This window comes from Streptococcus sp. Marseille-Q7156, assembly GCF_965119495.1.
Window position 1 is genome coordinate 1,173,305 of the sequence record NZ_CBCPLU010000001.1, and the last position, 26,517, is coordinate 1,199,821.

29 protein-coding genes and 3 riboswitches are annotated in these 26,517 nt (G+C 40.9%); of the genes, 6 read left to right on the forward strand and 23 right to left on the reverse strand.

Annotated elements, in window-relative coordinates; all coding sequences use genetic code 11:
- Positions 1-3: 3 nt before the first annotated feature.
- On the reverse strand, positions 4-399 hold the full coding sequence (locus ACWPV5_RS05565) for a CopY/TcrY family copper transport repressor (protein ID WP_285301010.1): 396 nt from the start codon (positions 397-399) through the stop codon (positions 4-6).
- Between the two features lie 183 nt (positions 400-582).
- Positions 583-680: riboswitch (TPP riboswitch) on the forward strand.
- An 83-nt stretch (positions 681-763) separates the two neighbouring features.
- Between ACWPV5_RS05565 and thiD the strand changes: the two genes are divergently transcribed.
- The gene (thiD, locus tag ACWPV5_RS05570) at positions 764-1,555 is read left to right on the forward strand and encodes a bifunctional hydroxymethylpyrimidine kinase/phosphomethylpyrimidine kinase (protein WP_285301009.1); all 792 of its coding nucleotides are present in this window, start codon (positions 764-766) and stop codon (positions 1,553-1,555) included.
- A 159-nt stretch (positions 1,556-1,714) separates the two neighbouring features.
- On the opposite strand, the gene thiE is transcribed toward thiD, so the two are convergent.
- The 9 genes from thiE to lctO all read right to left on the reverse strand — a co-directional run bounded on the left by thiE (position 1,715) and on the right by lctO (position 9,599).
- Positions 1,715-2,347, reverse strand: a complete 633-nt coding sequence (gene thiE / locus ACWPV5_RS05575; protein ID WP_285301008.1) for a thiamine phosphate synthase — start codon at positions 2,345-2,347, stop codon at positions 1,715-1,717.
- The gene (locus ACWPV5_RS05580; protein WP_285301007.1) at positions 2,340-3,143 is read right to left on the reverse strand and encodes a hydroxyethylthiazole kinase; all 804 of its coding nucleotides are present in this window, start codon (positions 3,141-3,143) and stop codon (positions 2,340-2,342) included. Before ACWPV5_RS05580 ends, thiE begins: the two co-directional genes overlap by 8 nt.
- Positions 3,143-3,667: an energy coupling factor transporter S component ThiW gene (gene thiW / locus ACWPV5_RS05585; protein ID WP_261039649.1), complete on the reverse strand. Its 525-nt coding sequence runs from the start codon at positions 3,665-3,667 to the stop codon at positions 3,143-3,145. The genes ACWPV5_RS05580 and thiW overlap by 1 nt, the downstream gene beginning before the upstream one ends.
- Positions 3,668-3,671: 4 nt before the next feature.
- On the reverse strand, positions 3,672-4,364 hold the full coding sequence (gene tenA, locus ACWPV5_RS05590) for a thiaminase II (RefSeq protein ID WP_454382742.1): 693 nt from the start codon (positions 4,362-4,364) through the stop codon (positions 3,672-3,674).
- A gap of 10 nt (positions 4,365-4,374) precedes the next feature.
- Positions 4,375-5,025, reverse strand: coding sequence for an energy-coupling factor transporter transmembrane component T (locus ACWPV5_RS05595; RefSeq protein ID WP_454382744.1), 651 nt, complete (start codon positions 5,023-5,025; stop codon positions 4,375-4,377).
- A gap of 1 nt (position 5,026) precedes the next feature.
- Positions 5,027-6,412, reverse strand: coding sequence for an ATP-binding cassette domain-containing protein (locus tag ACWPV5_RS05600; RefSeq protein ID WP_454382746.1), 1,386 nt, complete (start codon positions 6,410-6,412; stop codon positions 5,027-5,029).
- Entirely contained in the window at positions 6,413-6,973 is a 561-nt protein-coding gene (locus ACWPV5_RS05605; RefSeq protein ID WP_150922299.1) for an ECF transporter S component, read from the reverse strand. It abuts the gene before it with no gap.
- 158 nt (positions 6,974-7,131) lie between these two features.
- A riboswitch (TPP riboswitch) is annotated at positions 7,132-7,220 on the reverse strand.
- 123 nt (positions 7,221-7,343) lie between these two features.
- Positions 7,344-8,012 carry a TenA family protein gene (locus ACWPV5_RS05610; RefSeq protein WP_454382748.1) on the reverse strand — a complete coding sequence of 223 codons (669 nt, stop codon included), beginning with the start codon at positions 8,010-8,012 and terminating at the stop codon, positions 7,344-7,346.
- 203 nt (positions 8,013-8,215) lie between these two features.
- Positions 8,216-8,304, reverse strand: a riboswitch (TPP riboswitch).
- A 158-nt stretch (positions 8,305-8,462) separates the two neighbouring features.
- Entirely contained in the window at positions 8,463-9,599 is a 1,137-nt protein-coding gene (gene lctO / locus ACWPV5_RS05615) for an L-lactate oxidase (RefSeq protein ID WP_454382750.1), read from the reverse strand.
- A gap of 215 nt (positions 9,600-9,814) precedes the next feature.
- Here lctO and ACWPV5_RS05620 point away from each other — a divergent pair, with 215 nt between their 5' ends.
- The 4 genes from ACWPV5_RS05620 to ACWPV5_RS05635 are packed head-to-tail and all read left to right on the forward strand — an operon-like array spanning position 9,815 to position 12,769.
- Complete coding sequence (locus ACWPV5_RS05620) at positions 9,815-10,495, forward strand: amino acid ABC transporter permease (RefSeq protein WP_454382752.1); 681 nt, start codon at positions 9,815-9,817, stop codon at positions 10,493-10,495.
- Entirely contained in the window at positions 10,455-11,132 is a 678-nt protein-coding gene (locus tag ACWPV5_RS05625; RefSeq protein ID WP_454382754.1) for an amino acid ABC transporter permease, read from the forward strand. Before ACWPV5_RS05620 ends, ACWPV5_RS05625 begins: the two co-directional genes overlap by 41 nt.
- On the forward strand, positions 11,133-11,891 hold the full coding sequence (locus tag ACWPV5_RS05630; protein ID WP_454382756.1) for an amino acid ABC transporter ATP-binding protein: 759 nt from the start codon (positions 11,133-11,135) through the stop codon (positions 11,889-11,891).
- 11 nt (positions 11,892-11,902) lie between these two features.
- Positions 11,903-12,769 (forward strand): cysteine ABC transporter substrate-binding protein, encoded by an 867-nt coding sequence (locus tag ACWPV5_RS05635; protein ID WP_049522087.1) that lies wholly within the window; start codon positions 11,903-11,905, stop codon positions 12,767-12,769.
- 61 nt (positions 12,770-12,830) lie between these two features.
- On the opposite strand, the gene pyrE is transcribed toward ACWPV5_RS05635, so the two are convergent.
- The 9 genes from pyrE to typA all read right to left on the reverse strand — a co-directional run bounded on the left by pyrE (position 12,831) and on the right by typA (position 23,423).
- Positions 12,831-13,463, reverse strand: a complete 633-nt coding sequence (gene pyrE / locus ACWPV5_RS05640; protein ID WP_454382758.1) for an orotate phosphoribosyltransferase — start codon at positions 13,461-13,463, stop codon at positions 12,831-12,833.
- 33 nt (positions 13,464-13,496) lie between these two features.
- Positions 13,497-14,198 carry an orotidine-5'-phosphate decarboxylase gene (gene pyrF, locus ACWPV5_RS05645; protein ID WP_454382760.1) on the reverse strand — a complete coding sequence of 234 codons (702 nt, stop codon included), beginning with the start codon at positions 14,196-14,198 and terminating at the stop codon, positions 13,497-13,499.
- 232 nt (positions 14,199-14,430) lie between these two features.
- Positions 14,431-15,642 carry a cell division protein FtsQ/DivIB gene (locus tag ACWPV5_RS05650; protein ID WP_454382762.1) on the reverse strand — a complete coding sequence of 404 codons (1,212 nt, stop codon included), beginning with the start codon at positions 15,640-15,642 and terminating at the stop codon, positions 14,431-14,433.
- Between the two features lie 9 nt (positions 15,643-15,651).
- Positions 15,652-16,710 (reverse strand): UDP-N-acetylglucosamine--N-acetylmuramyl-(pentapeptide) pyrophosphoryl-undecaprenol N-acetylglucosamine transferase, encoded by a 1,059-nt coding sequence (locus ACWPV5_RS05655; RefSeq protein WP_261070579.1) that lies wholly within the window; start codon positions 16,708-16,710, stop codon positions 15,652-15,654.
- A 1-nt stretch (position 16,711) separates the two neighbouring features.
- Positions 16,712-18,064 (reverse strand): UDP-N-acetylmuramoyl-L-alanine--D-glutamate ligase, encoded by a 1,353-nt coding sequence (gene murD, locus ACWPV5_RS05660; protein WP_261070580.1) that lies wholly within the window; start codon positions 18,062-18,064, stop codon positions 16,712-16,714.
- Between the two features lie 103 nt (positions 18,065-18,167).
- Complete coding sequence (locus tag ACWPV5_RS05665; RefSeq protein ID WP_454382765.1) at positions 18,168-18,809, reverse strand: ABC transporter ATP-binding protein; 642 nt, start codon at positions 18,807-18,809, stop codon at positions 18,168-18,170.
- A gap of 1 nt (position 18,810) precedes the next feature.
- Positions 18,811-20,832: a bacteriocin-associated integral membrane family protein gene (locus ACWPV5_RS05670; RefSeq protein WP_219966827.1), complete on the reverse strand. Its 2,022-nt coding sequence runs from the start codon at positions 20,830-20,832 to the stop codon at positions 18,811-18,813.
- A 475-nt stretch (positions 20,833-21,307) separates the two neighbouring features.
- Complete coding sequence (locus ACWPV5_RS05675; RefSeq protein ID WP_454382767.1) at positions 21,308-21,562, reverse strand: DUF3165 family protein; 255 nt, start codon at positions 21,560-21,562, stop codon at positions 21,308-21,310.
- A gap of 19 nt (positions 21,563-21,581) precedes the next feature.
- Positions 21,582-23,423: a translational GTPase TypA gene (typA, locus tag ACWPV5_RS05680; protein ID WP_000164111.1), complete on the reverse strand. Its 1,842-nt coding sequence runs from the start codon at positions 23,421-23,423 to the stop codon at positions 21,582-21,584.
- A gap of 161 nt (positions 23,424-23,584) precedes the next feature.
- Between typA and ACWPV5_RS05685 the strand changes: the two genes are divergently transcribed.
- A complete protein-coding gene (locus tag ACWPV5_RS05685; protein ID WP_454382777.1) occupies positions 23,585-24,310 on the forward strand; it encodes a 16S rRNA pseudouridine(516) synthase in 726 nt (241 codons plus the stop codon).
- Between the two features lie 33 nt (positions 24,311-24,343).
- On the opposite strand, the gene ACWPV5_RS05690 is transcribed toward ACWPV5_RS05685, so the two are convergent.
- The 4 genes from ACWPV5_RS05690 to ACWPV5_RS05705 all read right to left on the reverse strand — a co-directional run bounded on the left by ACWPV5_RS05690 (position 24,344) and on the right by ACWPV5_RS05705 (position 26,348).
- Positions 24,344-24,727, reverse strand: a complete 384-nt coding sequence (locus ACWPV5_RS05690; protein ID WP_084889930.1) for a rhodanese-like domain-containing protein — start codon at positions 24,725-24,727, stop codon at positions 24,344-24,346.
- Complete coding sequence (locus ACWPV5_RS05695) at positions 24,727-24,957, reverse strand: YqgQ family protein (protein ID WP_001808324.1); 231 nt, start codon at positions 24,955-24,957, stop codon at positions 24,727-24,729. Before ACWPV5_RS05695 ends, ACWPV5_RS05690 begins: the two co-directional genes overlap by 1 nt.
- Positions 24,958-25,042: 85 nt before the next feature.
- Complete coding sequence (locus ACWPV5_RS05700; protein WP_454382780.1) at positions 25,043-25,639, reverse strand: response regulator; 597 nt, start codon at positions 25,637-25,639, stop codon at positions 25,043-25,045.
- Positions 25,620-26,348, reverse strand: coding sequence for an ATP-binding protein (locus tag ACWPV5_RS05705; protein WP_454382782.1), 729 nt, complete (start codon positions 26,346-26,348; stop codon positions 25,620-25,622). Before ACWPV5_RS05705 ends, ACWPV5_RS05700 begins: the two co-directional genes overlap by 20 nt.
- Positions 26,349-26,517: the final 169 nt, after the last annotated feature.

Consider the following 26,517-nt stretch of genomic DNA (forward strand, 5'->3'; position numbering starts at 1 on the left):
CCTTTACATACAATTACATTTTACTTCTGTCACAGCGCTTGATTTCTTCTCAGAAATCACAGCTTCCAAGTATTCCAAGTCAGCCTGAGTAAAATCACATTCAGCAATCAAATCAGCCAACAAATTCTTAATCCTACGGGAACAAACCTTATCTTTAATATCTTGGACAAGCAAGTCTCGACTTTGATCCAAAGTTAAAAGGGCTGAATAGACAAAGGACTTGCCTTCTTTTTTCCGAGTCAGACACTCTTTCTCAACCAGACGAGCCAAAAGAGTTTGAATGGTTGACTTGGACCAGTCGAACCGCTCAGCCAGAACCCTGATTAAATCCGTACTAGTCTGCTCTCCTTGCATCCAAATAATCTTCATCACTTGCCATTCCGCATCTGAAATCTGCATTAGCACACCTCCAAAATCTACATTTGTCGATTACAGTTATTAGTATACTTCGAAAATCTACATTTATCAACTATGAAATTAGTCTTTTTTTTGAAAAATAGAATTTTAATCATTTGATAAAAGATTTTCAGTCAAATCTTACTATATAAATTATAAAAATATGCTATACTAAAGAAAAAAGAAAACAACCACTAGGGGTGCGTAAAGCTGAGATTAACGACTGTTAGACCCTTTGACTCAATCTAGGTAATGCTAGCTGATGGAAGTGGACATGATAATGGGGACTAACAGTCTTCTATTACCTTTCTAAAACAGACTAGCTTGTCCTTAAGAATACAAACTTCAGTTGGTTGGGAGGTTTTAGATGACTTATTTACCCGTTGCTCTGACCATTGCAGGGACTGACCCTAGTGGCGGTGCTGGCATTATGGCTGATTTAAAGTCGTTCCAAGCTAGAGATGTCTATGGAATGGCCGTTGTGACCAGTCTTGTCGCTCAAAATACCAGAGGTGTTCAATTAATCGAGCACGTTTCTCCTCAAATGTTAAAAGCCCAATTGGAGAATGTCTTTTCGGATATTCCACCTCAGGCTGTAAAAACTGGAATGTTGGCAACTACTGAAATCATGGAAATCATCCAACCCTATCTTAAAATGCTGGACTGCCCCTACGTCCTTGATCCTGTTATGGTCGCAACAAGCGGTGATACCCTGATTGATACTAGTGCCAGAACTTACCTAAAAACAAACCTACTTCCCCTTGCAAGTATTATCACTCCCAATCTTCCTGAGGCAGAAGAAATTGTCGGTTTTTCAATCCATGATCCTGAAGACATGCAGCGTGCTGGTCGCCTGATTTTAAAAGAATTTGGTCCTCAGTCTGTTGTTATTAAAGGTGGGCATCTCGAAGGCGGTGCTAAGGATTTCCTCTTTACCAAGGATGACCAATTTGTCTGGGAAAGTCCACGAATTCAAACCTGTCATACACATGGTACTGGATGTACCTTTGCTGCAGTGATTACTGCTGAACTAGCCAAGGGAAAAAGCCTTTATCAGGCAGTTGATAAGGCCAAGGCCTTTATCACGAAAGCCATCCAAGACGCCCCTCAACTCGGTCATGGTTCTGGCCCAGTCAACCATACAAGCTTTAAAGATTAAAAAAACTCTCTAGTTCCCACTTTAAGGGAATTAGAGAGTTTTTATAGTCTTCGAAAATCTCTTCAAACTACGTCAGTTTTATCTGCAATCTCAAAGCTGTGTTTTGAGCAACCTGCAGCTAGCTTCCTAGTTTGCTCTTTGATTTTCATTGATTATTAATTAGAAAATAATGTCATCCAACTTTGTCAAAAAGGATTGCGCTTTTGCCTCTATATCTTCTGCCTGCATCAAATCACGCACTACAGCTACTCCAGCTATGCCAGTTGCGGCAAGTTGGTCAATATTCTCTGATGTCAAGCCGCCAATAGCAACTACTGGAATGGCAACCCTTTGGCAAATTGTCTTCAAGGTTGAAATCAGAGTGATGGGTGCATTTTCCTTGGTCGTAGTCGGGAAAATGGCTCCTGTCCCCAAGTAATTCGCCCCTCCTTCTTCTGCCTCGAGGGCTCTTTTTACAGTTTTAGCTGTGACACCAAGTATTTTGTCAGGGCCCAAGACTTGTCTGGCAACCGAAACTGGTAGTTCATCGTCTCCAATATGCAGACCAGCAGCATCAACTGCAAGACAAACATCCAAACGATCATCGATTATCAAGGGTACCTGATAGGCATCTGTTATTTCCTTGACTTTTTTTGCCAGTTGATAATATTGATTGGTTGTGAGATTTTTTTCTCGTAATTGGACTATGGTAACCCCTGAACGGCAAGCCGTCTCAATCTTTTCAAGAAAGCTTTCCAAGGAATCTTGGTAGCGGTTGGTTACCAGATACAGTCTAAGCGCCTCTCTATTCATAAATATCTCCTTTGATAGCGGCTAGCCAGTTTTCATCTCTTTTGAGGAGCGAAAGCTGATTGAGAACTTGGTATCGAAAATCTTCCAATCCCATTCCTTGGACAACTATTCTCTCAGCAGAGATATTGAGATAAGAGACCGCTAGGCAAGAAGCTTCAAAGCCAGTCATTCCTTGGCTGAGAAAAACGGCTGTCAAGGCTCCAACCAAGTCTCCTGTCCCTGTTATCCAATCCAATTCTGCACAGCCATTCTCCAATACAGCAACTTGATTCTTGGAAACGATGAGATCCTTAGGGCCAGTAACTAAGAATGACATACCAGGATAGGTCTGACACCAGTCTTTCAAGACTTGAAGTAAATCCTCAGTTTCTTGATCTTTAGCACTCGCATCGACCCCAACGCCGTGGTGTTTTAAGCCAACAAGACTTCGAATTTCCGACATGTTTCCTTTAAGGACCGTAGGTCTATAGTCTAAAAGGTCTTTAACTAAGCTCTTACGAATGGATGAAGCTGTTACGCCAACCGCATCTACTACCATTGGGAGACCAGCTTGAGCTGCATAAGAAGCTGCCATACGGATTGCTTTTTCCTTCTCAGCTGACAAATGCCCCAAATTGATGAAGAGTGCCTGGCTTTGCTTAGTAAAATCAAGAACCTCACGGGAATCATCTGCCATGACAGGTTTGCATCCCAGAGCCAAAATCCCATTTGCTAGCATCTCACAAGAAATCTCATTGGTAATACAGTGAATGAGGGAACTAGAGCCTATAGGAAAAGGATTTGTCAATTCCTGCATCAGTCTATCCTTTCATCAAAGAAATATCCCTGCACTTTTTTAAAGAATTCCTGCTTGATTAAAAATCGAAAGGCAATAAAGGAAATCGCTGTACCAATCAAGGTTGCTCCGAAAAATCGAGGAGTATAGATAAACCAGCTAAGCTTTGCAGCTGATCCTGTAAAGAGTACCATAACAGGATAGGAAACAATTGAACCAATAATACCTGTTCCCACAATTTCTCCCAAGGCAGAAAAGTGAAATTTTCGACCATACTTATAAAAGAGACCTGCTAGAAGGGCTCCAAAAGTCGCTCCTGTGAGAGCCAAAGGCGGAATCCCTTGAGTCGTCATACGGATAAAGGCTGTCACTGTAGCCATAACCAAAGCATAAACAGGTCCCATCATGATTCCTGCTAGAATATTGACTACACTGGACATCGGTGCCATTCCCTCAATCCGAAAGATAGGCGTAAGGACTACATCAAGGGCAATCATCATGGATAAAATGGTTAATTTGTGAACTTGTAATTGGTGCTTTCTCATATTTCTATTCTTCTCCTGTTTCTAAAGACTGTAAATCGCTCTTCCATGTCTGGTGTTGGTAGGCCATTTCCCAAAACTTAGCTTCCATATGAACACTAATGTGGAAGGCATCTAGCATTTTTTTCTTGTCTGTCTCGTCACTTTCTCGATAGAGCTGATTGACCAAAACTTCTTCCTCTCTGATCTGCTGCTCCAACTCATCCGTAATATAAGTTTCAATCCATTGTTGGTAGAGAGGATTTGGTGATGGTTTAAGATTAAGTGATTTGCCTATATCATGGTATAACCAAGGACAAGGCAGCAAGCTTGCAAAGGCAATGGCTAGATTTGCTTCTTCAAATTGACGATAAATGTGAGAGATATAATGATAGCAGGTTGGAGCGATTGGATGTTGCTCCATTTCCTGGTCGCTGATTTCCAATTCCTTGAAAAATTGTTGGCGGATAAACAACTCACCTTCCACTAGACTCTGAGCATTTTGTTTCAAGAGTCTTTTCATCTCTTGGTTTGAAGTCTTACCAGCCAAGAGGTGATAGGCTTCTGAGAAGGCCTTCAAATAGTAGGCATCCTGAATCAAGTAATAGCGAAAGATGGACGGTTCTAAATTTCCCTCTTGTAACTGTAATACAAAGGGGTGATGAAAGGAAGCCTGCCAAGCTTCCTTGGATAATTCCATCGCAATATCTGTAAATTCCATAATAACTCCTTTATAAAAATAGACTGGTTTGAAGCAATAAAAAGAAAAGCAGGTAGATGAATAGTGTCCTTTGAGGAATATAAAAAGTCCGATAGCGATTCTCCGCCTGTGCATGTTCGTCATATCCATGCGCCGATAGGGCTCTCAGGTAAAGATGGCGCCACCTAAAGACTGTCATCAGAACCTTGCTGTAAATCAAGGGCGACCAAAAATGTAGTTCTTGACCGCGTAATAAGCAAGCTTCCTTGAGGGACTTGATTTCTTGCTGGATAAGGGGGAAGGAATTGAATACCACAATCAAGGCATAGGCCCAAGAGCGTGATAACCCCTTTTGAGCCAAGTACAAGAGAAGCTCTTTTAGGGAAATAGAGGAAACAAAGACAAGACCAATACAAACGGTCACAAAGGCCCTCGTTCCAAGCATGACTGCCTGCGAAGCATCCCCATGTAACTGAACTGCCCAGTAGTTGGCCAAAGATGGCAAAATGGCGAGCAGAATCATCCAAGCTAACATTTTAAATCGACGGTAATAAAGCATAAAGAGAATGCAAAATGCGACTACCGAAAGATTCAGAGCAATCGAAGGAATGAAAGATGTTTCCAGTGATAAAAACAGCAAGAAGAGACTGATAATCGGTGTCTGGGTTGCTACTTTGACCATACTATCTCACCTCCCCTTGAGTATTGCTACTTTGAGATGTGAGCGGTTTGGTGATAGTCACTTCTTTCACATGACCGAAACCCTGACTAGTCATCTCAATCCAATAATCAACCACAGGGATTAAGGGATCTAAACGATGTGTAATCATCAAAAAACTTCTTCCTTGATTTCTCTCCTCCAGAATCCACTGACAAAAATAATGGCAAGCTCTATCATCCAAACCTGCAAAAGGTTCATCCAGCAAGATCACAGAAGCCTTGCTAGTCAAGATAGTCAAGAGCTGAAGAATCTTTTGCTGACCACCACTTAATTGATAGGGGCTCTTATCAAGAGCCTTCTCTAAGTCAAAATATCGTAAAGCTTGAAGAATCCGCTGATTTCTTTCAGAATCAGGTCCATTTAATTGAAGTTCCTCTCGCAGACTGACTCGGATAAACTGTTTCTCAGCTTCCTGAACAACACCCGTCAGGTCACGATACAAACCCTTTTTCTTTTTCAGGACTGTCCCCTTCCAGATAATTCGTCCTTTATACTTTTGAAATTGAAGAATAGACCGAAAGAGGGTTGATTTCCCGACACCATTATCACCCAAGATACAGGAAATTCCTTGGTAAAATGTAAAATTCACAATCGAAAAGAGGGGACGCTTATCCAGTTCACAAGTGATTCGGTCCATATAGAATAGTTCTGGACTAGAAGCAACATTCTTTGAAGAAACCTGTATCATCTCAGAGGAAGGGATTTGAAATACTTCCCTTAGTTGTCCGTCTCTTAGCTCCACCATGTGGTCGATATAGGCTTCATAGTCCGTTAAATCATGGTCGCACAAAATAACTGTCTTACCATCAGAGACCAACTCTTTTAGAATCTCCAATATCTCTATCCTGCTCTTGCGGTCAATAGAAGCAAAAGGCTCATCCAAAAGATAGACCCTAGGATTCATAGCAAAGAGAACTGCCAGTGCAGCCTTTTGCTTTTCTCCACCTGATAAGTGATGGATGGGACGGTGCAAGATATTCTCGCAGCGACATTGCTGGACAACCTCTGCTATTTTAGAATCAATTTCCTGAACGGGATGCCCAATATTTTCCAAGGTAAAAATCAGCTCCTCAAACAAGTTCTCCATGGTAAATTGATGATTGGGATTTTGAAAGAGAATGCCAACCGTCTGGACACGTTCGATGATAGAAAGCTGACTAACCTCGTTCCCATTTATCAGGACTTGACCGCTATAGGGAAGAGAACTGACTTGGGCGATCATTTGAAAGAGGCTAGATTTTCCTGAACCACTGCTCCCAACTAACAAGGTAAAGGCTTGCGCATGAAAAGTAAAATCAATCGGCTCAGAGAAGATTGGGGACTGAAACTCCCGTAATTCCAGGCCCATCTATGCCTTGCCCCCAGTTGCAAACTGATGATAAAGTTTGACAATGGCACGAACCAAGATGGTACAGAAGAAAAAGACGGAAATAAAACGTACTACAAACAAGGAAAGGACAAAAGGAAGGGAGAAGGCGTAGTAACCTAACTTAATGTATTCATAGACAAAGCTAACAAGCGTAATCCCAATACTATTGGCAGTTAGAGAGAGCCAACTTTCATAGCGATTCTTGGTTACGATAAAACCAAGTTCACTTCCCAAACCTTGAACCAAGCCAGACAAAAGAGCGCCTAGACCGAATTGGCTACCATAAAGGACTTCAGCAAGCGCAGCTAGTACTTCTCCAATCGTTGCGCTTCCCACTCTTGGAACAAAGATGGCAGCGATGGGCGCAGCCATACACCAAAGACCAAAGAGGATTTCATTGGCAAAGGCCTGCAAACCAAGAGGCGCTAAAATCAGTGTAAGGATATCAAACAGATAGCCGGATCCCACAAAAACGCCACCAAAAAAGATAGACAAGAAAGCAAGTAAGATAACATCTTTTAACTGCCATTTTTTCAACATAAAAAACTCCTTTTTTAAAGAAAAGTGGGGCATTCAAGGTGAGCTACCGAAAGACTTACCGTCAAGCCTATCCTCTTTTGATAAACAAAAAAACTCCAATTACGAACGAGAATTAGAGTTTAGCTTACAAGATTAGACAGTTCTTTTCGACATACGAAAAAAACCTTTTCACATTTCCCTTCGCCAGTCTTAACTGTATCAGGTTCAATGGGTATTATCTCAGCCTAAAGCACCCCAAATGTCTTTATTATTTTATTACTGGACTAGTATAACAGAATTTGAAAGCCCTAGCAAGATATTTGACTAGAAAATATATTTACATATTTTGTTTGTTAATTATTTTAAAATACATAAAAGAATTAAATCTGTCCTATAATTCATAACCAATATCAAAAAAGGCTAATTCTAAATCAACTGCTTGATTCCAGCGTTGCTGAAGTTCTGTCAAATCTTCTCGCCCTTTCCCGACACGATTGAGTTCGTCAACCAAAAATTGAACCCACTCTGTAAAGAAAGGACCTCTGTGGAGATGGATCCATTCCGAATGAATATAGGCTTCAGGTAGAGCCAAATCTTCAGAACCCCAGTCTAAATAGAGACCTTCTGCAATGACCAACATGACCAAAAGATGGGCATAGTCTGATGATGAAACAGCAGAATACATTAAATCCTGAAAGGCTTTTGTTACAGGGTGCAAGGTCACTTCCAGATAGTCATTCTCAGATACTTTTAACTCTTTGAAAGCCTTTTGGAAATAACCGTCTTCATCTGCTTCAAGAAAGCCTAGTTGCTTAGCAAAACGAAGTTTGGATTCAAGCTGGTCTGCGTGGGCTACGCAAGCACCCAGCATGGATAAGAAGGCATCAAAGAAGTGATAATCTTGAATCAGGTATTCTTTTAAGACCTTATTCTCAATTGTCCCCGCAAAAAGTTCCTTAACAAAACGATGATTTATTGCAGCCTGCCAATCCTTCTGACTGCTTTTTAATAATTCTCCAACAGTCAAACTTGGCTGAAATGCATAGTCTTGTGTTTCCATATTTACTTTTCCTCTCTTTACACTAAACACCAAGAGATATCAAGCAAAATCGAAGTTTCACTTGATACTTTTAAAGAACATCGAGGGCATTTGCAGAGAGCTACCTAAATAAGCCTCTCCAGTTTATATAAACAAAAAAACTCCAATTACAATCAAGAATTAGAGTTGACTTACAAGATTAAATCGTTCATTTCGCCATACGAAAAAAACTGTTCACATTTCCCTTCGCCAGTATTAACTGTATCAGGTTCAATGGGTATCATCTCAGCCTAAAGCACCCCAAATGTCTTTATTATTTAATTACTGCACCAGTATAGCAAAAAATGAAAGCCCTAGCAAGATATTTGTTCGAAAAATATATCTATATGGTTTTTTGATACAAATTGACCTTATTTAAACTTATAAAACACAAACAAAAACCTCCACTTTCAGTGGAGGCAATCTCTTTTATCAATACAATTTTAAGTCACGTGGGTCAACTGGGAAGGTTGGGTTGTATGGATTGTGACGAAGCTTGAAGTGTTTGACATCTTCAATAGTCTGAGTTCCAGACAATTGCATAACTGTCTTCAATTCCGCATTCAAGTGTTCAAAGACTTGACGCACACCGACACTACCACCAAGGGCCAAGCCATAGATAACAGGGCGACCAATAGCTACCAAGTCTGCTCCAGAAGCCAAGGCTTTAAAGACGTGTTGACCACGACGAATACCTGAGTCAAAGACGATTGGTACACGTTTATCAACTGCTTCAGCTACTTCTTGAAGTGAGTCGAAGGCAGCTGGTCCACCGTCGATTTGGCGACCACCGTGGTTGGTTACCCAGATACCAGAAGCACCTGCAGCAAGCGAACGTTCAACGTCCTCACGGCATTGTGGTCCCTTGACATACACAGGAAGTCCTGAGTATTCAGCGATAAATTCTACATCGCGTGGAGACAAGCGTTGTTTAGCTGATTTGTAAACAAAGTCCATTGATTTACCAGCACCTTCTGGCAGGTATTCTTCAACAATCGGCATGCCAACTGGGAAGACAAAGCCATTACGCTTGTCCACCTCACGATTCCCCCCTACAGTAGCATCTGCTGTCAAGACAATCGCTTTATAACCTTCAGCCTTCACACGGTCCATGATATGGCGATTGATTCCATCATCTTTACTAAAATAAAACTGGAACCAATGTGGTGTCCCTTGAAGGGCTTCCGTAATTTCTGGAAGATCGACAGTAGAGTAAGAACTGGTTGTATAGAGGGAACCAAACTCATGCACACCACGCGCAGTCGCTACTTCACCTTGTTCATTTGCCAATTTATGAGCCGCAACAGGCGCCATAATGATTGGTGAAGACAATTTTTCGCCTGCAAATTCAATCTCTGTACTTGGATTTTCTACATTGCAAAGTGTATGAGGAATGATGAGTTTGTGGTTAAAGGCGCGAATATTCTCACGCAAAGTGAAAGTATCTTCCGCCCCACTAGCGATATATCCAAATGCTGCTTTAGGAATGACTTGTTGCGCCATTGGCTCCAAATCATAGGTATTGATGAAATCTACATGACCTTCTGCATTGCTTGTTTTGTATGACATAAAATGCCCTCCTTAATAAGTAAGCGTTTACTTTGTATATTACAAAAATATCTTAACTCTTTTTTCAAAACTTTTCAAATATTTTGTTTGGAAATTTCAGAAATTTTATGTCTATGATAAAAAATCCTTATAACAGCAATAAAAAATAGATATTATCCAAAGAAGATTTTAAGTGCTACAATAACTGTAATCTTTCTAGATAGGAGGTTCTATTTTTGGATTGGTCCATTGTTGAACAATATCTACCACTATATCAAAAGGCATTCTTTCTAACCTTGCATATTGCAGTTTGGGGAATTCTGGGATCCTTTCTGCTCGGTTTAATCGTTAGTATCATCCGGCATTATCGAATTCCTATTTTGGCGCAAGTAGCGACAGCCTATATCGAATTGTCACGCAATACGCCCCTTTTGATTCAACTCTTCTTTCTCTATTTCGGTCTTCCCCGAATCGGGATTGTCCTATCTTCAGAAGTCTGTGCCACTTTAGGACTGGTCTTTTTAGGAGGCTCCTATATGGCAGAATCTTTCCGAAGTGGGCTGGAAGCTGTCAGTCAAACCCAGCAGGAGATTGGATTAGCTATCGGTCTGACACCTCTACAGGTCTTTCGCTATGTGGTTCTTCCGCAAGCAACAGCGGTGGCACTCCCATCCTTTAGTGCCAATGTCATTTTCCTCATCAAGGAAACCTCTGTTTTCTCAGCAGTGGCTTTGGCCGACCTCATGTACGTCGCCAAGGACTTGATTGGTCTCTACTATGAGACAGACATTGCGCTAGCTATGTTGGTAGTTGCTTATCTGATAATGCTTCTACCCATCTCACTGGTCTTTAACTGGATAGAAAGGAGGCTCCGCCATGCAGGATTCGGGAATCCAAGTACTCTTTCAGGGAAATAATCTCCTGAGAATCTTACAGGGACTGGGTGTCACGATTGGAATATCCATCCTGTCTGTCCTCTTATCCATGATGTTCGGAACAGTCATGGGAATTATCATGACCTCACATTCTAGAATCGTACGATTTTTAACACGATTGTATCTGGAATTCATCCGTATCATGCCCCAGCTGGTGCTACTCTTCATCGTTTACTTTGGCTTGGCTCGAAACTTTAATATCAATATCTCAGGTGAGACTTCAGCTATTATCGTTTTTACCCTCTGGGGAACAGCTGAGATGGGGGACTTGGTCCGTGGAGCTATCACTTCCCTCCCTAAGCATCAGTTTGAAAGTGGACAGGCACTCGGCTTGACTAATGTTCAACTTTACTACCACATCATCATCCCACAAGTCTTGAGAAGATTACTGCCACAAGCCATTAACCTTGTCACTCGGATGATTAAAACCACTTCATTAGTTGTTTTGATTGGGGTTGTGGAAGTGACCAAAGTTGGACAACAAATCATCGATAGCAATCGCTTAACCATCCCAACTACTTCCTTTTGGATTTATGGAACTATTTTAGTCTTGTATTTCGCAGTCTGCTTCCCTATTTCCAAACTATCCACACACTTAGAAAAACATTGGAGGAACTAAATGTCGGAAACTATTTTAGAAATCAAGGAACTCAAAAAATCCTTCGGAGACAATCCCATCCTCCAAGGTCTATCCCTACAAATCAATAAAGGGGAAGTTGTCGTCATTCTAGGACCCTCTGGTTGTGGGAAAAGTACTCTCCTTCGTTGTCTCAATGGCTTAGAAAGTATTCAAGGTGGAGATATTCTTCTGGACGGTCAGTCTATTGTTGAAAATAAAAAAGATTTTCATCTAGTTCGCAAAAAGATTGGCATGGTCTTTCAAAGCTATGAACTCTTTCCCCATCTGGATGTCCTTCAAAACCTCATCCTAGGCCCTATCAAGGCTCAGGGAAGAGACAAGAAAGAAGTAACGGAAGAAGCTCTGCAACTACTGGAACGTGTTGGTTTGCTAGATAAAAAACATAGCTTTGCGCGTCAATTATCTGGTGGACAGAAGCAACGGGTTGCAATTGTCCGTGCCCTCCTCATGCATCCAGAAATCATCCTTTTTGACGAAGTGACTGCTTCGCTGGATCCAGAAATGGTGCGTGAGGTTCTGGAACTCATCAATGACTTAGCCCAAGAAGGCCGCACCATGATTTTAGTAACCCATGAAATGCAGTTTGCTCAAGCCATTGCCGATCGGATTATCTTCCTAGACCAAGGGAAAATTGCTGAAGAGGGAACGGCTCAAGCCTTCTTTACCAATCCGCAAACCAAACGAGCTCAGGAATTTTTAAACGTCTTTGACTTTAGCCAATTTGGCTCATATCTATAAAGGAGATTCTTATGAAACTATTCAAACCACTCTTAACTGTTTTGGCTCTTGCCTTTGCCCTAATCTTTGTCACAGCTTGTAACTCAGGTGGAAATGGTGGTGCATCGTCAGGTAAAACCACTGCCAAGGCTCGCACAATCGATGAAATCAAAAAAAGCGGTGAGCTACGAATCGCCGTGTTTGGAGATAAGAAACCTTTTGGTTACGTTGACAATGACGGTTCTTACCAAGGTTACGATATTGAACTAGGAAACCAACTGGCTCAAGACCTTGGTGTCAAGGTTAAATACGTTTCAGTCGACGCTGCCAACCGTGCTGAATACTTGATTTCAAACAAGGTAGATATTACTCTTGCCAACTTTACAGTGACTGACGAACGCAAGAAACAAGTTGATTTTGCCCTTCCATATATGAAAGTTTCTCTGGGTGTCGTATCACCTAAGACCGGTCTTATTACAGATGTCAAACAATTAGAAGGCAAAACCTTGATTGTTACAAAAGGAACGACCGCTGAAACTTATTTTGAAAAGAATCATCCAGAAATCAAACTCCAAAAATACGACCAATACAGTGACTCTTACCAAGCTCTTCTTGATGGACGTGGAGATGCCTTCTCTACTGACAATACGGAAGTTCTAGCTTGGGCGCTTGAAAACAAAGGATTTGAAGTAGGCATTACTTCCCTCGGTAATCCAGATACCATTGCGGCAGCAGTTCAAAAAGGCAACCAAGAATTGCTAGACTTCATCAATAAAGATATTGAAAAATTAGGCAAAGAAAACTTCTTCCATAAGGCCTATGAAAAAACACTTCACCCAACCTACGGTGACGCTGCTAAAGCAGATGACCTAGTTGTTGAGGGAGGAAAAGTTGACTAATACTCAATGAAATCACAAAAAGAAATCAGGTAATCCTAGTGACTACCTGATTTTCTATGTTTTAAGTATTTTGCCAATTTTCTTGGTCTTCTTTAAATCGTTTTAGAAGGTCGAGTCCTTCTGGCGTGATGTAACCTTCTTCTTGGGCTAGATGGATAAGCTCGCTATAGTTTGAAAGTGTCACCAATTTCACACCAGCATCCGCAAAGTTCTTATCTGCTTTTGGCAATTGGTAACTGAAAATCGCTACAACTCCAAGCACATCTGCTCCTTCTCGCTTAGCGGCTGCTACGGCTTCAAGAACAGAACCACCAGTTGAAATGAGGTCTTCAACCACTACCATTTTTTGACCTTGAGCTACGCGACCTTCGATTTGATTACCAGCACCGTGGTCTTTTGGTTTGCTACGGATGTAGGCAAATGGCAGATTCATCTTATCAGCAATGATGGCTCCGTGAGGAATCCCTGCTGTCGCAGTTCCTGCAATCACCTCAACCTCAGGAAAGGCTTCTTTGATAGCATCCACAAAACCATTTTCAATGAGAGTACGAGTTTCTGGATAGGCTAGTGTCACACGATTATCAGTGTAAATCGGCGACTTGATACCAGATGCCCAAGTGAAAGGCTCCTCTGGTTTGAGGTAAACGGCTTGAATTTTCAAGAGGTGGCTAGCGATATCTTTAGCAAGTGTCATGGTATTCTCCTTTTATTTTTATAATCTAGTTCTTTAATCCCAGTCCTGTGTCCATTCATCCTTGATGGCATGATAAGCTGCAACAGGATCCTCAGCTTGGGTAATGGGACGTCCCACTACGATATAGTCACTGCCGATTTGATAGGCATCAGCTGGCGTCATCACGCGTTTTTGGTCTCCAACAGCAGCTCCCTGAGGGCGAATGCCCGGTGTCAGACAGATAAAATCTGGATTGGTAGCCTGCTTGATGAGTTGAACTTCCTGTGCCGAGCAAACGACACCATCCAAGCCCGCTTCAGCTGTCTTCTTGGCATAGTGGATCACAGACTCTTGCAGGCTTGTTTGGATATTTTGAAACTCCTGCATCTGAGCTTCTGAGGTTGAGGTCAGCTGAGTCACTGCAATCAATTTTGCTTGACTTCCAAGACCTTCACGCGCCGCCTTCATCATCTCTACACCGCCAGCAGCATGAACATTAGTCATATCCACTCCAAGCTGAGACAAGACCTTCATGGCTGACTTGACTGTATTGGGAATGTCATGCAGCTTAAGATCCAAAAAGACACTATGACCCAAACCTTTTAAATAGGACACAATCTCAGGCCCTGTTGCGTAATAAAGCTCCATCCCTACCTTTAGATAAAGGCTTTCTTCTGCTGGGAAAAGAGCTAAAAATTCCTTGACCGCCTCAAAACTAGGAAAATCAAGAGCAATGACTGGACGATGTTCTCGCATAGGTTTCTCCTTTTACCTTTGCTAGTGAGAGAGTCTGGGCAACAGAAGCCACGAAAAAAGGAACCTGCCAACAGCAAGGTTCCACGAAAAATGGGTAGTCTCCACCCTTTCACCGTCTAACCTTAGCTGCCTCTCTGGACTGCTTTAAAGGTTTTTTACTATTCTATTATTTCTACTAGCACTTGTCAAGTAAAAACATGGCAACTAAAGAGCTATGAAAGAAAAGGTAAACCTAGCGACGTGATGAACGCTGACTTGTTTGGTTTCGATTGCTCTCTTCCTCTTGTTTTTTCTTTTCTTCTTCTAAACGTTTACGTTCTTCTTCCTGCTTCTTCTCAGCTTCCTTAGCCTCTTGTTTGGCTTTTTCCTCAGCCTCCATAATTAATTTATCCGCCACAGTGTAGCTGTAGATTCCAGCTTCCATGTCAATCACACTCGGCTCTGACAATTGAGGTTTAATCTTGCTGTAGTAAGGCAATTTCTTACTCATTTCAGAAAGGGGAACCAAGATTTCGTCCGAATCATTCATGGTCAATCGAATTAAATCTGAAGTCACCTTGCTTGGGGCTAGTTCCACCTTTTGGATAGCAAATTTGAGTTCGGGGCTAATTTGAGAAAGTTCTGAGACAAAAGCCTTGATTTGTTCACTATCATTAAAGAGAACTGATATATAAGTTTCTGGCAGACTCACCAAACTTACCGCACTGGTCTCAAGCTGACCGCTGGAAAGAATAGGATAATGATTTTCACCAGAAACATAGTAGGCAACAATATCGTATTCCTTGACCTTGATAGTAAACTTGGTTGGAAATTGATAAACAAGCTGAGCTGATTCAACCCAATAGTTAGACTTAATCTGCTCTTCATATTTTGCCCTGTCTAGCAGAAGGTTAATCGTATAATCCGAATCCTGAATGCCTGAAGCCTGTCGGATATCATCAGCCGTAGTGTGCATCGTTCCCTCAACACGGATATCCTTCATGGTCGCATAAGGACTGAGTAGGTAGGCAGAGATAATCAATAAAAGCAGACTTGGAAATAAAATCGTTAGAGCTCGCAAGATATGGAGGCCAGGAATCTTTGCTTTGGTTGGTTTTTCCTTTTTAGCAAGATTTTTATCCTGTTCCTCCTTCTCTTTAGACCCTGATTCTTCTATCTCTTCTTCCTCTTTATCAGTCTCTAAGGATTCTACTTTTTCTTCAGACTCTTCCTTAGCTGATTCTGGGTCCTTTGCATTAGATTCACTCTTCTGGTTCTCAGTTTCATCTGACTCTTCGGATTTTGAAGCCATTCGAGCTTGTCTTTCCTTTTCCTTCTCCTCAGCTAGGGCTGCCTCTTCTTCAGCCTTCTTTTTTAGATATTCTTTGTTTCGTTTCTGCCATTCTGATAACTCTTTCAATTCTTCGAGGATTTCTTTGCCCTCATTTTTCTTATCTTTTGACATTTACTTTCCTTATGATAAATCGTTTTTCAATAGTTGATAAAAATCTGCTAGAGATTTCAATTCCTTAGAAGCCTTCATCTTGGCTTGGTAATCTTCCTTGTGGCTTAGTAAGTGAGAAAGCTTCTCTTCTAAACTGTCCAAGGTCAAATCGCTTTCTTGAAGCTCTTCTGCATAGCCTTTTTTTACAAAGTAGGCTGCATTTTCAATCTGGTCACCACGACTAGCTTCACGACCAAGTGGCACAATGACATGTAATTTTGCCATGGCCAAGAGCTCAAAAATCGTATTGGCGCCACCTCGTGTCACAACAATATCAGCCAATTCCATCAAGGGTTGATAGAGATTGGTCACATAGTCAACACGAAAAAGATTTTGGCTCAACTCGTTCAGGCTAGAATCTCCAGTTAGATTGATAATATTGTAGCGCTCTGTCAGCTCTTTCTTATGGTCTGTCACCAATTGGTTAAAGACACGAGCACCTGCAGAACCACCGACAAACAATACAGTTGGCAATTTAGGATTAAAGTGGGTTTGAATATCTACCAATTCATCTGGTTCTGGATTTTTTTGATCTGAAACCTTGGTCACTGCTCCCACATGCTCAACCTTAGACAAACTTGAAGCTTGCTCAAAGGTTGAATACATCTTCGTCGCAAATTTATAAGCTATTTTATTGGCCAAGCCCATAGACAGGTCAGATTCGTGAATAAAGACTGGCACTCCTGAAACACGTGCTGCGATAACAGGTGGCACAGAGACAAAGCCTCCCTTTGAAAAAAGTGCTTGTGGACGAAGTCGCAACATGATAAAGAGCGATTGGACAATTCCCCAGCCAACTTTAAATACATCCAGCATATTTTGCCAAGAGAAATAACGACGTAATTTGCCAGTCGCAATGGAGTGGAAGGTGACATCCAAACCTGACTTGAGGATTTCTTGGTGTTCGATGCCACGCTTGTCCCCGATATAGTGGACTTCCCAGTCATCTTCGATGAACTTGGGCATTAACAAAAGATTGAGGGTAACGTGTCCAACCGTCCCCCCACCTGTAAAGACAATTTTTTTCATATTATTCCTTTAACTCCGCTACTGTGTCGATAAAGAGGTCGCCACGTACTTCAAAGTTAGCATACATATCCCAGCTGGCATTGGCAGGACTGAGAAGAACCACGTCTCCTTGGGTCGCAAGCTCGTAGGCCTTGCGGGTTGCATCTGCAATATCAGTCGCATCCACATATGCCACACCAGCCTTGTCTGCTGCCCGTTTGACACGTTCTGCAGACTGACCGAGGATGACCATATTCTTGAGTCCAGTAATGTCTGGAACCAATTCGTCAAACTCATTGCCACGGTCCAAACCACCTGCAATCAAAATGACCTTGCTGTTGTCAAATCCTGACAAGGCTTTTTGAGTAGCCAAGATATTGGTTGATTTGCTATCATTATAGAACTTAACACCCTTGATTTCATCCACAAATTGGAGACGGTGTTTGACACCACCAAAGGCTGAAAGAGTTTCTTTGATGGTTTGGTTATCAACACCACGAAGCTTGGCAACAGCAATCGTCGCAAGCGCATTTTCTACATTGTGGCTACCTGGAACTCCGATTTCACTCGCTGCCATGACCACTTCTCCACGGAAGTAGAGTTGACCATCTTCCAAATAAGCTCCATCAACCTTTTCAAGTGTTGAAAATGGAACTACAGTAGCCTGTGTTTTGCTAGCCAATTCTTTTGCCAAGTCTTGGTTAAAGTTCAAGACAAGGAAATCAGCTGCTGTCATCTTGTTCTGAATATTCCACTTGGCTGCCACATATTCCTCAAAAGAACCATGATAATCGATATGAGTTGGCATGAGGTTGGTAATAACCGCAATCTCAGGATGGAATTCTTGAACACCCATGAGTTGGAAAGAAGAAAGTTCCATAACAAGCGTATCCTTGTCTGTCGCTGTTTGGGCCACTTGACTGGCTGGATAGCCAATATTCCCTGATAAGAGACCATGTTGCCCAGCAGCAGTCAAAACTTCCCCAATCATAGTCGTTGTGGTTGTTTTACCATTTGAACCAGTAATACCAACAATCGGTGCTTCTGAAATCAAGTAAGCCAATTCCACCTCAGTCAAAACAGGGATACCTTTGGCCAAAGCCTTTTCAATCATGGGATTGCTGTAGGGGATACCTGGATTTTTCACCATAAGGGCAAACTCTTCATCCAAAAGTTCCAAAGGATGGCTACCTGTGATAACCTTGATCCCTTCTTCCAGCAAACTTTGGGCAGCTGGATTGTCCTCGAAAGGTTTCCCGTCATTTACTGTCACAATGGCACCTAGCTTATCCAACAAACGAGCTGCAGATTCACCAGACTTGGCCAAACCTAAAACAAGGACTTTCTTATTTTTAAATTGATCTATTACTTTCATGTCTCGAACTCCATTTCTACTCTTACTATTTTACCATTTTTATGGAAATAAAAAAGCCACAAAGTGTGTTTGTGACTCTTTCTTCTAACTGAATCTTGCCATATCATCTATGTGATAAATCGGTAACTCGAATGACTTGGTCCACTTGCTCCCAAATCAGAGGATTGTGGGTCGCAATAATGATGGTCCGATTCGGATTTTTTAAAGATTCTAGGATAGAAAGTAATTCCTCAGAGTTTTTGGGGTCTAGTGAAGCGGTTGGTTCATCTGCGAGAATCAAAGGTGGATCCTTTAAAATTATCTTCGCTAGTGCAACACGTTGTGCTTCTCCTCCTGATAACTCAAATATAGGTTGCTTTAAATCTAAATAAGAGAGGTTTACACGATTTAGAGCTTGTTTCATCAAAGAGATTTTCTCTTTTTCCTTCAACTTTTGACCAACTAAACCCAGATTGAGATTCTCTTTGACGGTTTGGCTTTCAATTAAGCCAAAATCTTGAAATAAGTATCCCAAGTAATCTCTAAAGAAAACAGAGGGCTTAATGTCTTTAAGAGAGGTGCCATCATAGATGATTTGTCCTTTGTCATATGGCTCTAATCGTCCAATCATATTCAAGAGTGTTGTCTTACCACAGCCACTTGTACCGATTAAGGCATAAATTTTCCCACCTTCAAAATGAAGATTCGTATCTGAAAATAGCTGACGGCTTCCAAATTTTTTAGATATATTCTTTAGTTCAATCATCCTATTTTCCTTTCATAATTGTCATAGAAACACGAGATTCTTTCTGCGCTTGACGGTAAAGCGTCAGAACTGCACTAGCTAGAAAGACTAATAAAGTGAGCAAGCCAATCACCAAGTCTCGACTGCTTAAAATAAAGAGACTAGCACCAAATACAAAACTGGCAAATTGGCTAACCATATACTGAGCATGTGTTTCAAAAAATCGTAAGCCTGAAATTCGTTTAATCAAGATATCTCGGCGGAATTGCTCGAAATATAGAAGATTGACAGAATAAAAGAGTAACAAGGAACTGGCTATCCCAACAATAGCTCCTAAGATTAAAGTTGCTGTTTCAGTTTGAACTTCATTATAACGAGTTAGATAAACACTTCTTCCTTCTTTAAGATAGGATACTTGCTCATAAATTCCAGCTTTCTTTAAGAGTTCTAGCCCACTCTCATATCCTTTGATAAAGAGTTGTTTTCCAGCATTGATAGACCAAACATATTTTGAAATGAAACTATCACCTGTAGATGTTGGAGTAAATACAACTAAAATCGGATCGGTTAAGTACTGAATAGATACTGGACTTTCACCGTTATTATAAACAAACCGCTTTTCTCCAGTTGGAAGATAACTAACAATCGCTCTCATTTCATACTCTAAAGGAGCACTTTCCTCCTCACCAGATTTTCCATAATCACTCAATTTTTCTTCAAAAACTTTCTTAAGTTCTGCTTCTCGAGAGCGCAAATGTTCTGGGAGCAAGAGGATAAACTCACCTTTTTGGAGATGGGCTAACTTCTGTTTGGTCTCAGCATCTACCACGACCTTTTCCTTGTCCAAATAACTGGGACTAACATAGAGCGTATTAGCATCTGGACTATAGGTATCCAGTGTCTCTCCTTGTTCATTTTTTCCTTGAGGATTGGCAAAATGAATGAGATTATCTTTTACAAATAGAGCCTGTTCTTCTTCGATTGCTTCCTTGGCAAAGGCATACCACTTATTCTGATTTTCTGTATCTTTTACTCTATCACCTAAGCCAAAGGAAATCTGGTAATAGTCTGCTCTGTCCTGCCATGCTTGTTTTGAAATTTCAAGTTCTTTCAATCGTTGGTAAGACGTCAAACCTGTCTTAACGGCGTAGCCTACTGTAAAAACAGCTACTAACTGACACAATAGGGTTAAAGCCATCAAGCGTTTAAGGGGTAATCTCCCCTTAATAACGGGAACTAATGCTTTGTAACTCAAACTCATTAGATAAAGAAGCATTAGTAAAATTGAAATCGCCAATAAAAACAACAGATAGAAACTAATCCCAAAACCATAGGTGGCTAACAAGATAGGATAAAACAAACCTTGACTAAAAAGAACGACTCCCCCACCTAGGAAGGAAAGGAGGGCTGATAGAAGGAGCCATTTGATATCAGTAGATAAAGAATGCCCCATGATGGATAAGAGAGTCTGACCAGAAAAGAGTTTTATACCTGCTGCTCTCATTTCCTTAATCCGAGTAATAATCACTAGAGCAAAGAAAGATAAGCCAAATATTGCTAAACTAATTAAAATAAGGGGAATTAGTAACATTCTAAAAGCAAGAGTATAGGGCGGTGTCTTTCGGTCAGGAATTGCTTTATAACCCAAATCTCCTAATTTATCGGCAAGCTTTTCTTTCGTCAAGGAGCCTGACAAAAGGAGATAACTATTTAGCGGATCACTACGTTCACGACTTTCTTGGCTAGCTTCTTGGAATTCTTTTGGTAAAGTTCCCTGACCATAAGTTGCATAAGTAAAGTGAGTTGTCCCATCCTTACTCGGCTCTACGATTCTTCTAGCTATTAAACTCTGTTCTGAGTTTACAAAATTCTCTAATTCCTTTTCAAATACCTCACGCGTCGGTTCCTGAGTATCTTTTTTGACACGAAGTAAGGAGACGGAATCATAGCTTGCATACAAATATTGTGGCGCACGTAAGACAATAATCCAAGCAAGGAAGAAGCTGAGAAAAAAAGTTGATAATAATATGAATAGTTTCTTCATAGTAGACTCCTTGTAAAAGAGAATAACCCTATAGAATAAAGATTTTATCTTTTATAAATTCTTAGAATTATTTTCCTAGTTTAATCAATCACACCCTGAACAACAAGACAATAATACTCTTCAAAAATCAAATTCAAACCGCGTCAACGTCGCCTTGCCGTACTCAAGTACAGCCTGCGGCTAGTTTCCTAGTTTGCTCTTTGATTTTCATTGAGTATAAATTTAATCCTTCCTCGTTTCGAAAACGGTTTCTTATAACTTAAGTATATCACTTTCTATATAATCTATCAACATGTTTTACTAAGATATCATTAGTAATGAAGTTTTATAATTTCTTAAAAAATAGATGACATTAGCGGATTTTATTCCAGTTTCCGCCTTTATACTTTACAAGCAAAAGAGATGATGTTATAGTAAAAGGCAATTCAAACTATTGTAAAATTTCTACAAAAAAAGAGAGCTGAAACTCTCTTCTTTATCTTTTTTTACTTTTATAAACCGACATGAGGGTAATATCTCGCAAGCTAAAGTATGCTAGGAAGAGCATGGCGATTGCGATAAAGAATTCTGTCGGTAGCTGAAAGATTTGCAGAACAGACAACATGAGCAAAATCAAAAGTGCTACGAAAGCAAAGACGACAAGGACGATATTGACTGTCCCTTTAATGCTTTGTGGTGTCGCAAATACATAGAGTAGTAATAAGAGGAGTCCTATGATTAAATAAACCATCTTTATCTCTTTCTAGCTCTTATTCAGCTGATTTTTTCTTCTTGTTAGCTTTCTCACGCTCTGCCTTGTTAAGGATTTGTTTACGCAAACGGATAGACTCAGGCGTTACTTCCATATACTCATCATCGTTCAAGAACTCAAGAGACTCTTCAAGTGTCAAGATACGAGGCGTCTTGATAACCGCTGTTTGGTCCTTAGTAGCTGAACGAACGTTAGTCATTTGTTTAGCCTTAGTGATGTTAACTGTCAAGTCATTTTCACGAGAGTTTTCACCGATGATCATGCCTTCATAAACCTCAGTACCTGGGTTGACAAAGATCGTACCACGTTCTTCGATAGACATGATTGAGTAAGTTGTAGCCTTACCAGCATCGATAGAAACAAGGGCACCACGGTGACGACCACCAATTTCCCCTGGAATCAATGGCAAGTATTGGTCGAAGGTATGGTTCATGATACCGTAACCACGAGTCATTGACAAGAACTCAGTTGAGTATCCAATCAAACCACGCGCTGGAACAAGGAAGACCAAACGAGTTTGACCATTACCAGTTGAAATCATATCCAACATTTCACCCTTACGTTCAGAAAGGCTTTGGATAACAGACCCTTGGTATTCTTCTGGAGTGTCGATTTGTACACGTTCAAATGGTTCGCATTTAACACCGTCGATTTCTTTTACGATAACCTCTGGACGAGATACTTGAAGTTCATATCCCTCACGACGCATTGTTTCGATAAGGATTGACAAGTGCAATTCTCCACGTCCTGAAACAGTCCATTTATCTGGTGAATCCGTTGGATCAACACGAAGGGAAACGTCTGTTTGCAATTCTGCCTGCAAGCGTTCTTCTACCTTACGAGAAGTTACCCATTTACCTTCTTTACCAGCAAATGGTGAGTTGTTGACCAAGAAAGTCATTTGAAGAGTTGGCTCATCGATATGTAGGATTGGAAGAGCTTCTACTGCATCTGTCGGAGTAATGGTTTCACCGACAAAGATATCTTCCATACCTGAAACGGCAATCAAGTCACCTGCTTTGGCTTCTTGGATTTCACGACGTTCCAAACCAAAGAAACCGAAGAGTTTTGTAACACGGAAGTTTTTAGTTGTACCATCTAGTTTAGAAAGGGTAACTTGGTCCCCAACCTTAACAGTACCACGGAAGACACGACCGATACCAATACGTCCAACGAAGTCATTGTAGTCCAAAAGTGACACTTGGAACTGCAAAGGCTCATCTGAGTTATCTACTGGAGCTGGGATGTGGTCGATAATCGTGTCAAAGATTGGTGCCATAGTAGCTTCTTGGTCAGCTGGGTCATCTGACAATGAAGAAGTTCCGTTGATTGCTGAAGCATACACCACTGGGAAGTCAAGCTGGTCGTCATCTGCACCAAGCTCGATGAAAAGTTCCAATACTTCGTCCACTACTTCTGCTGGACGAGCTGATGGTTTATCGATTTTATTGACAACCACGATTGGGACAAGGTCTTGTTCCAAGGCTTTTTTCAATACGAAACGAGTCTGTGGCATTGTTCCTTCGTAGGCATCTACGACCAAAACAACACCGTCAACCATTTTCATGATACGCTCAACTTCTCCACCGAAGTCCGCGTGTCCTGGTGTGTCCATGATGTTGATACGAGTTCCGTTGTAGGCAACGGCTGTATTTTTAGCAAGGATGGTAATTCCACGCTCTTTTTCGATATCGTTTGAGTCCATAGCACGCTCAGCCAATTCAGTACGTGCATCAAGCGTTTCTGATTGTTTCAATAATTCGTCAACGAGGGTTGTTTTACCGTGGTCAACGTGGGCGATAATCGCAATGTTACGGATATCTTCTCTTAATTTTGTCATGATTTCCTCTATAATATTCAAAATTTATTTTCTAACTGAACGATTATACCATAATTTCAAGTAAATAACATAATTCAAGCAAGTGTAAATGTTTTCACTCCGCTTTTCTTTTCACGTCAAGCCTTTTCAAAGCAAGCGACTTATGATAAGATAGGCACAGTATGCGTTTAGATAATTTATTAGCCCAAGAAAAAATCAGCCGAAAGGCCATGAAACAAGCCTTACTCAAAGAGGAAATTCTCGTCGATGGTTGCCCAGCCCGCTCCCTAGCCCAAAATATCGATACAGGACTACAGGAACTCCTTTTTCAGGACCGTATCATTCGAGGCTATGATCACACCTATCTTATGCTTCACAAGCCTGCTAGTGTCGTCACAGCCAACAAAGACAAGGAGCTTCCAACCGTCATGGACCTCCTTCCGCCTGACATCCAGTCTGACAAGCTCTATGCTGTCGGTCGACTGGATCGAGATACGACGGGACTCCTCCTCTTGACTGACAACGGTCCTTTGGGCTTTCAGCTCCTCCATCCCCAATATCATGTAGATAAAACTTATCAAGTTGAGGTTAATGGACTTCTGACACCTGACCATATCCAAGCCTTTCAAAAGGGAATTGTCTTTTTAGATGGCACTATCTGTAAACCTGCAAGACTAGAGATTCTATCTGCAAGTCCTTCCCACAGTCAAGCCTCTATTACCATTTCAGAGGGGAAATTTCATCAGGTAAAAAAAATGTTCCTCTCAGTTGGTGTCAAGGTAACCTCCCTCAAACGCACCCATTTCGGGCCTTGGAGCTTGGATGAGAATCTTCAAGCAGGAGACTATCGTCCCCTAAACTCCCAAGAATTAGCAAGCATTCGTGACTTTCTCAGAAAAAGTGGTTAAAAAATGAGCTCGGAAACATCCAAGCTCGTTTTCTTATTTCTCAACTTTGACTTTCCCTTTCCAAGAATCCAGTCCATAAGAAAGGATATAAATCTCAGTAAAACCTTGTTTTTTCAAGTAAAGGGCCGCATTTGTGACACGTTGCGCACGTTGGTTTTCGTAAAGAAGGACTGGTTTATCCTTACGAAGAGCTGCAAGACTAGTCTTCAACTGACTTGAAGGAATATTGCGGGCACCAAGGATATGTTTTCTGTGGAATTCAGCTGGGTCTCGCAAATCAATCAATTGACCCGTACGAATCAAGGCTTCAAACTCCTCATTGTCCACAATTTTAGCCGCACGTCGAATACGAAGATAGTTAAAGCCCATCCATGCCAACATTGCTAGTATAAGTGCCCACAAAATCCAAGTAACCATTAGTTCTTTTCTCCATTTTTCTCAATATAATCCAATTCCACCTTGTGCTCTCTGCGAAGAACCGCTTCTGCTTCTAGATAGTCTAATTTGTCCATCAACCCTGCATCGTAAATTCGAGAGAGCTCCAACTTCATCAGTTCAATATCATATAAGCGTTTTCCCATGTAAACAATAATACCAAATCGTTTGAGGAATTGCTGCACATCATAGAATGTTTTCATAAGACTCATTCTAGCAAAATTTTGTGTTTTTTTCAAGAAGAGACCACACAAGAAGTAGCACAGAAATTAAAAAAGCTGCATCTTCTGCAACTTTTTAATCTGGTGGAAAATAGCCCAACTGCTCAGCGATATGAATCGCCTCCTGCCTGTTAGCCACTCCTAATTTTGAAAAGATATTGGCCAAGTGATTGGAAACTGTACGTTTACTCACATAGACCTTGTCACAGACATCATCAATGGTCAAGCCATTTCTAACCAGTTCTAGTATCTCGATTTCTCGTGGTGTTAGCACCTCTACCATCACTTCATCTGAAAAGACCTTACCACCTAGATAAATCTTTTCCAGTTTTTTCACCAACTCATCTGGATCCATACTTTTATCTAGAAAGCCATAAGCTCCCATAGCTTTAGCTCGGTGTTCATACATTTTTTTACTGTAACCTGTCAAAATCACAACCTTACTAGAACAACCATTGTCGATAATCTCTTGTGCCAAGGTCAGCCCATCATCTTGATACAGACTCGTCAGGTTGATATCAATCAAAATAATGTCGTAGTCATTAAAAGCAATCTCCGAAATAGTCGAAAAATTATCCACTAACTGGACCTTTTTAATGTTTTCCGATAACTCTAAAATCATCTTGATACTTTGGCTAAATAATTTATGATCATCAATTAACAAAATTTTCATAACACAACTCCTTATCAATCGGGAGAGTAATTTCTACACGAAATCTCTTATTATTTTCAAAAATCTGCATTTGACCACCTAAAACACTAATTTTATTAGACATATTTTTCAAGCCATAACCTAAGGATTTTTCTGTTTGAAGGCAGTTATTTTCAGAAATGATAAAAATAGCGTCATCATGCACATCAATCTTCAAAGAAATCCTTCCACCACTAGCGTACTTAACGGCATTGGTCGCCAACTCCTCAACCAGACGATAGGCAATTTTATCGTAAGGAGATAAAAGCCTAAAGTGTGCAGGAAACTGTGTGACGACTTCATTTTCTGCGTGATAGCGCTTGACAATCCGATTAATCAGCCCTTGATACTGGATGTCTAACTGCTCATCTGTTTCTACAATTGGCTGATAATAATCCATCCGCTCGCGAATCCGCTGAACCAACTCCTCTGTCACCAGATTGATCTGTTCACCAAAAGCTTGATTGCTACTATATTTATTGAAATTTTTTATCGCCATCACATTTTGCAGGATTTCATTGTGAAGAAATTCGGAGAACTGTTGTTCTGTGTCTTCATTTGCCAGCAGACTTTTCACCATACGGTTACGCTTTAAAAAGAGAACTTTTACATAATCCCTAGCATCTAGCATTTCAGCAGAACGAAAGAGGCGAATCAATTCTTCCGAACAAATCCCGAACAATAGTAACATGATATTCAAGACCAAAAAGCTCGTGTTTAAATCTAGACGAAAGATGATGAAAATGCCTACTAACAAAAACATAACCAGTAAAAACAAGCGTGAAAAAGCTTTTATATAGGACAATTTTAACTCTGATACCTTTTTTTGAAGAGAGCTGATAATTGTTTTGAAGTGTAAA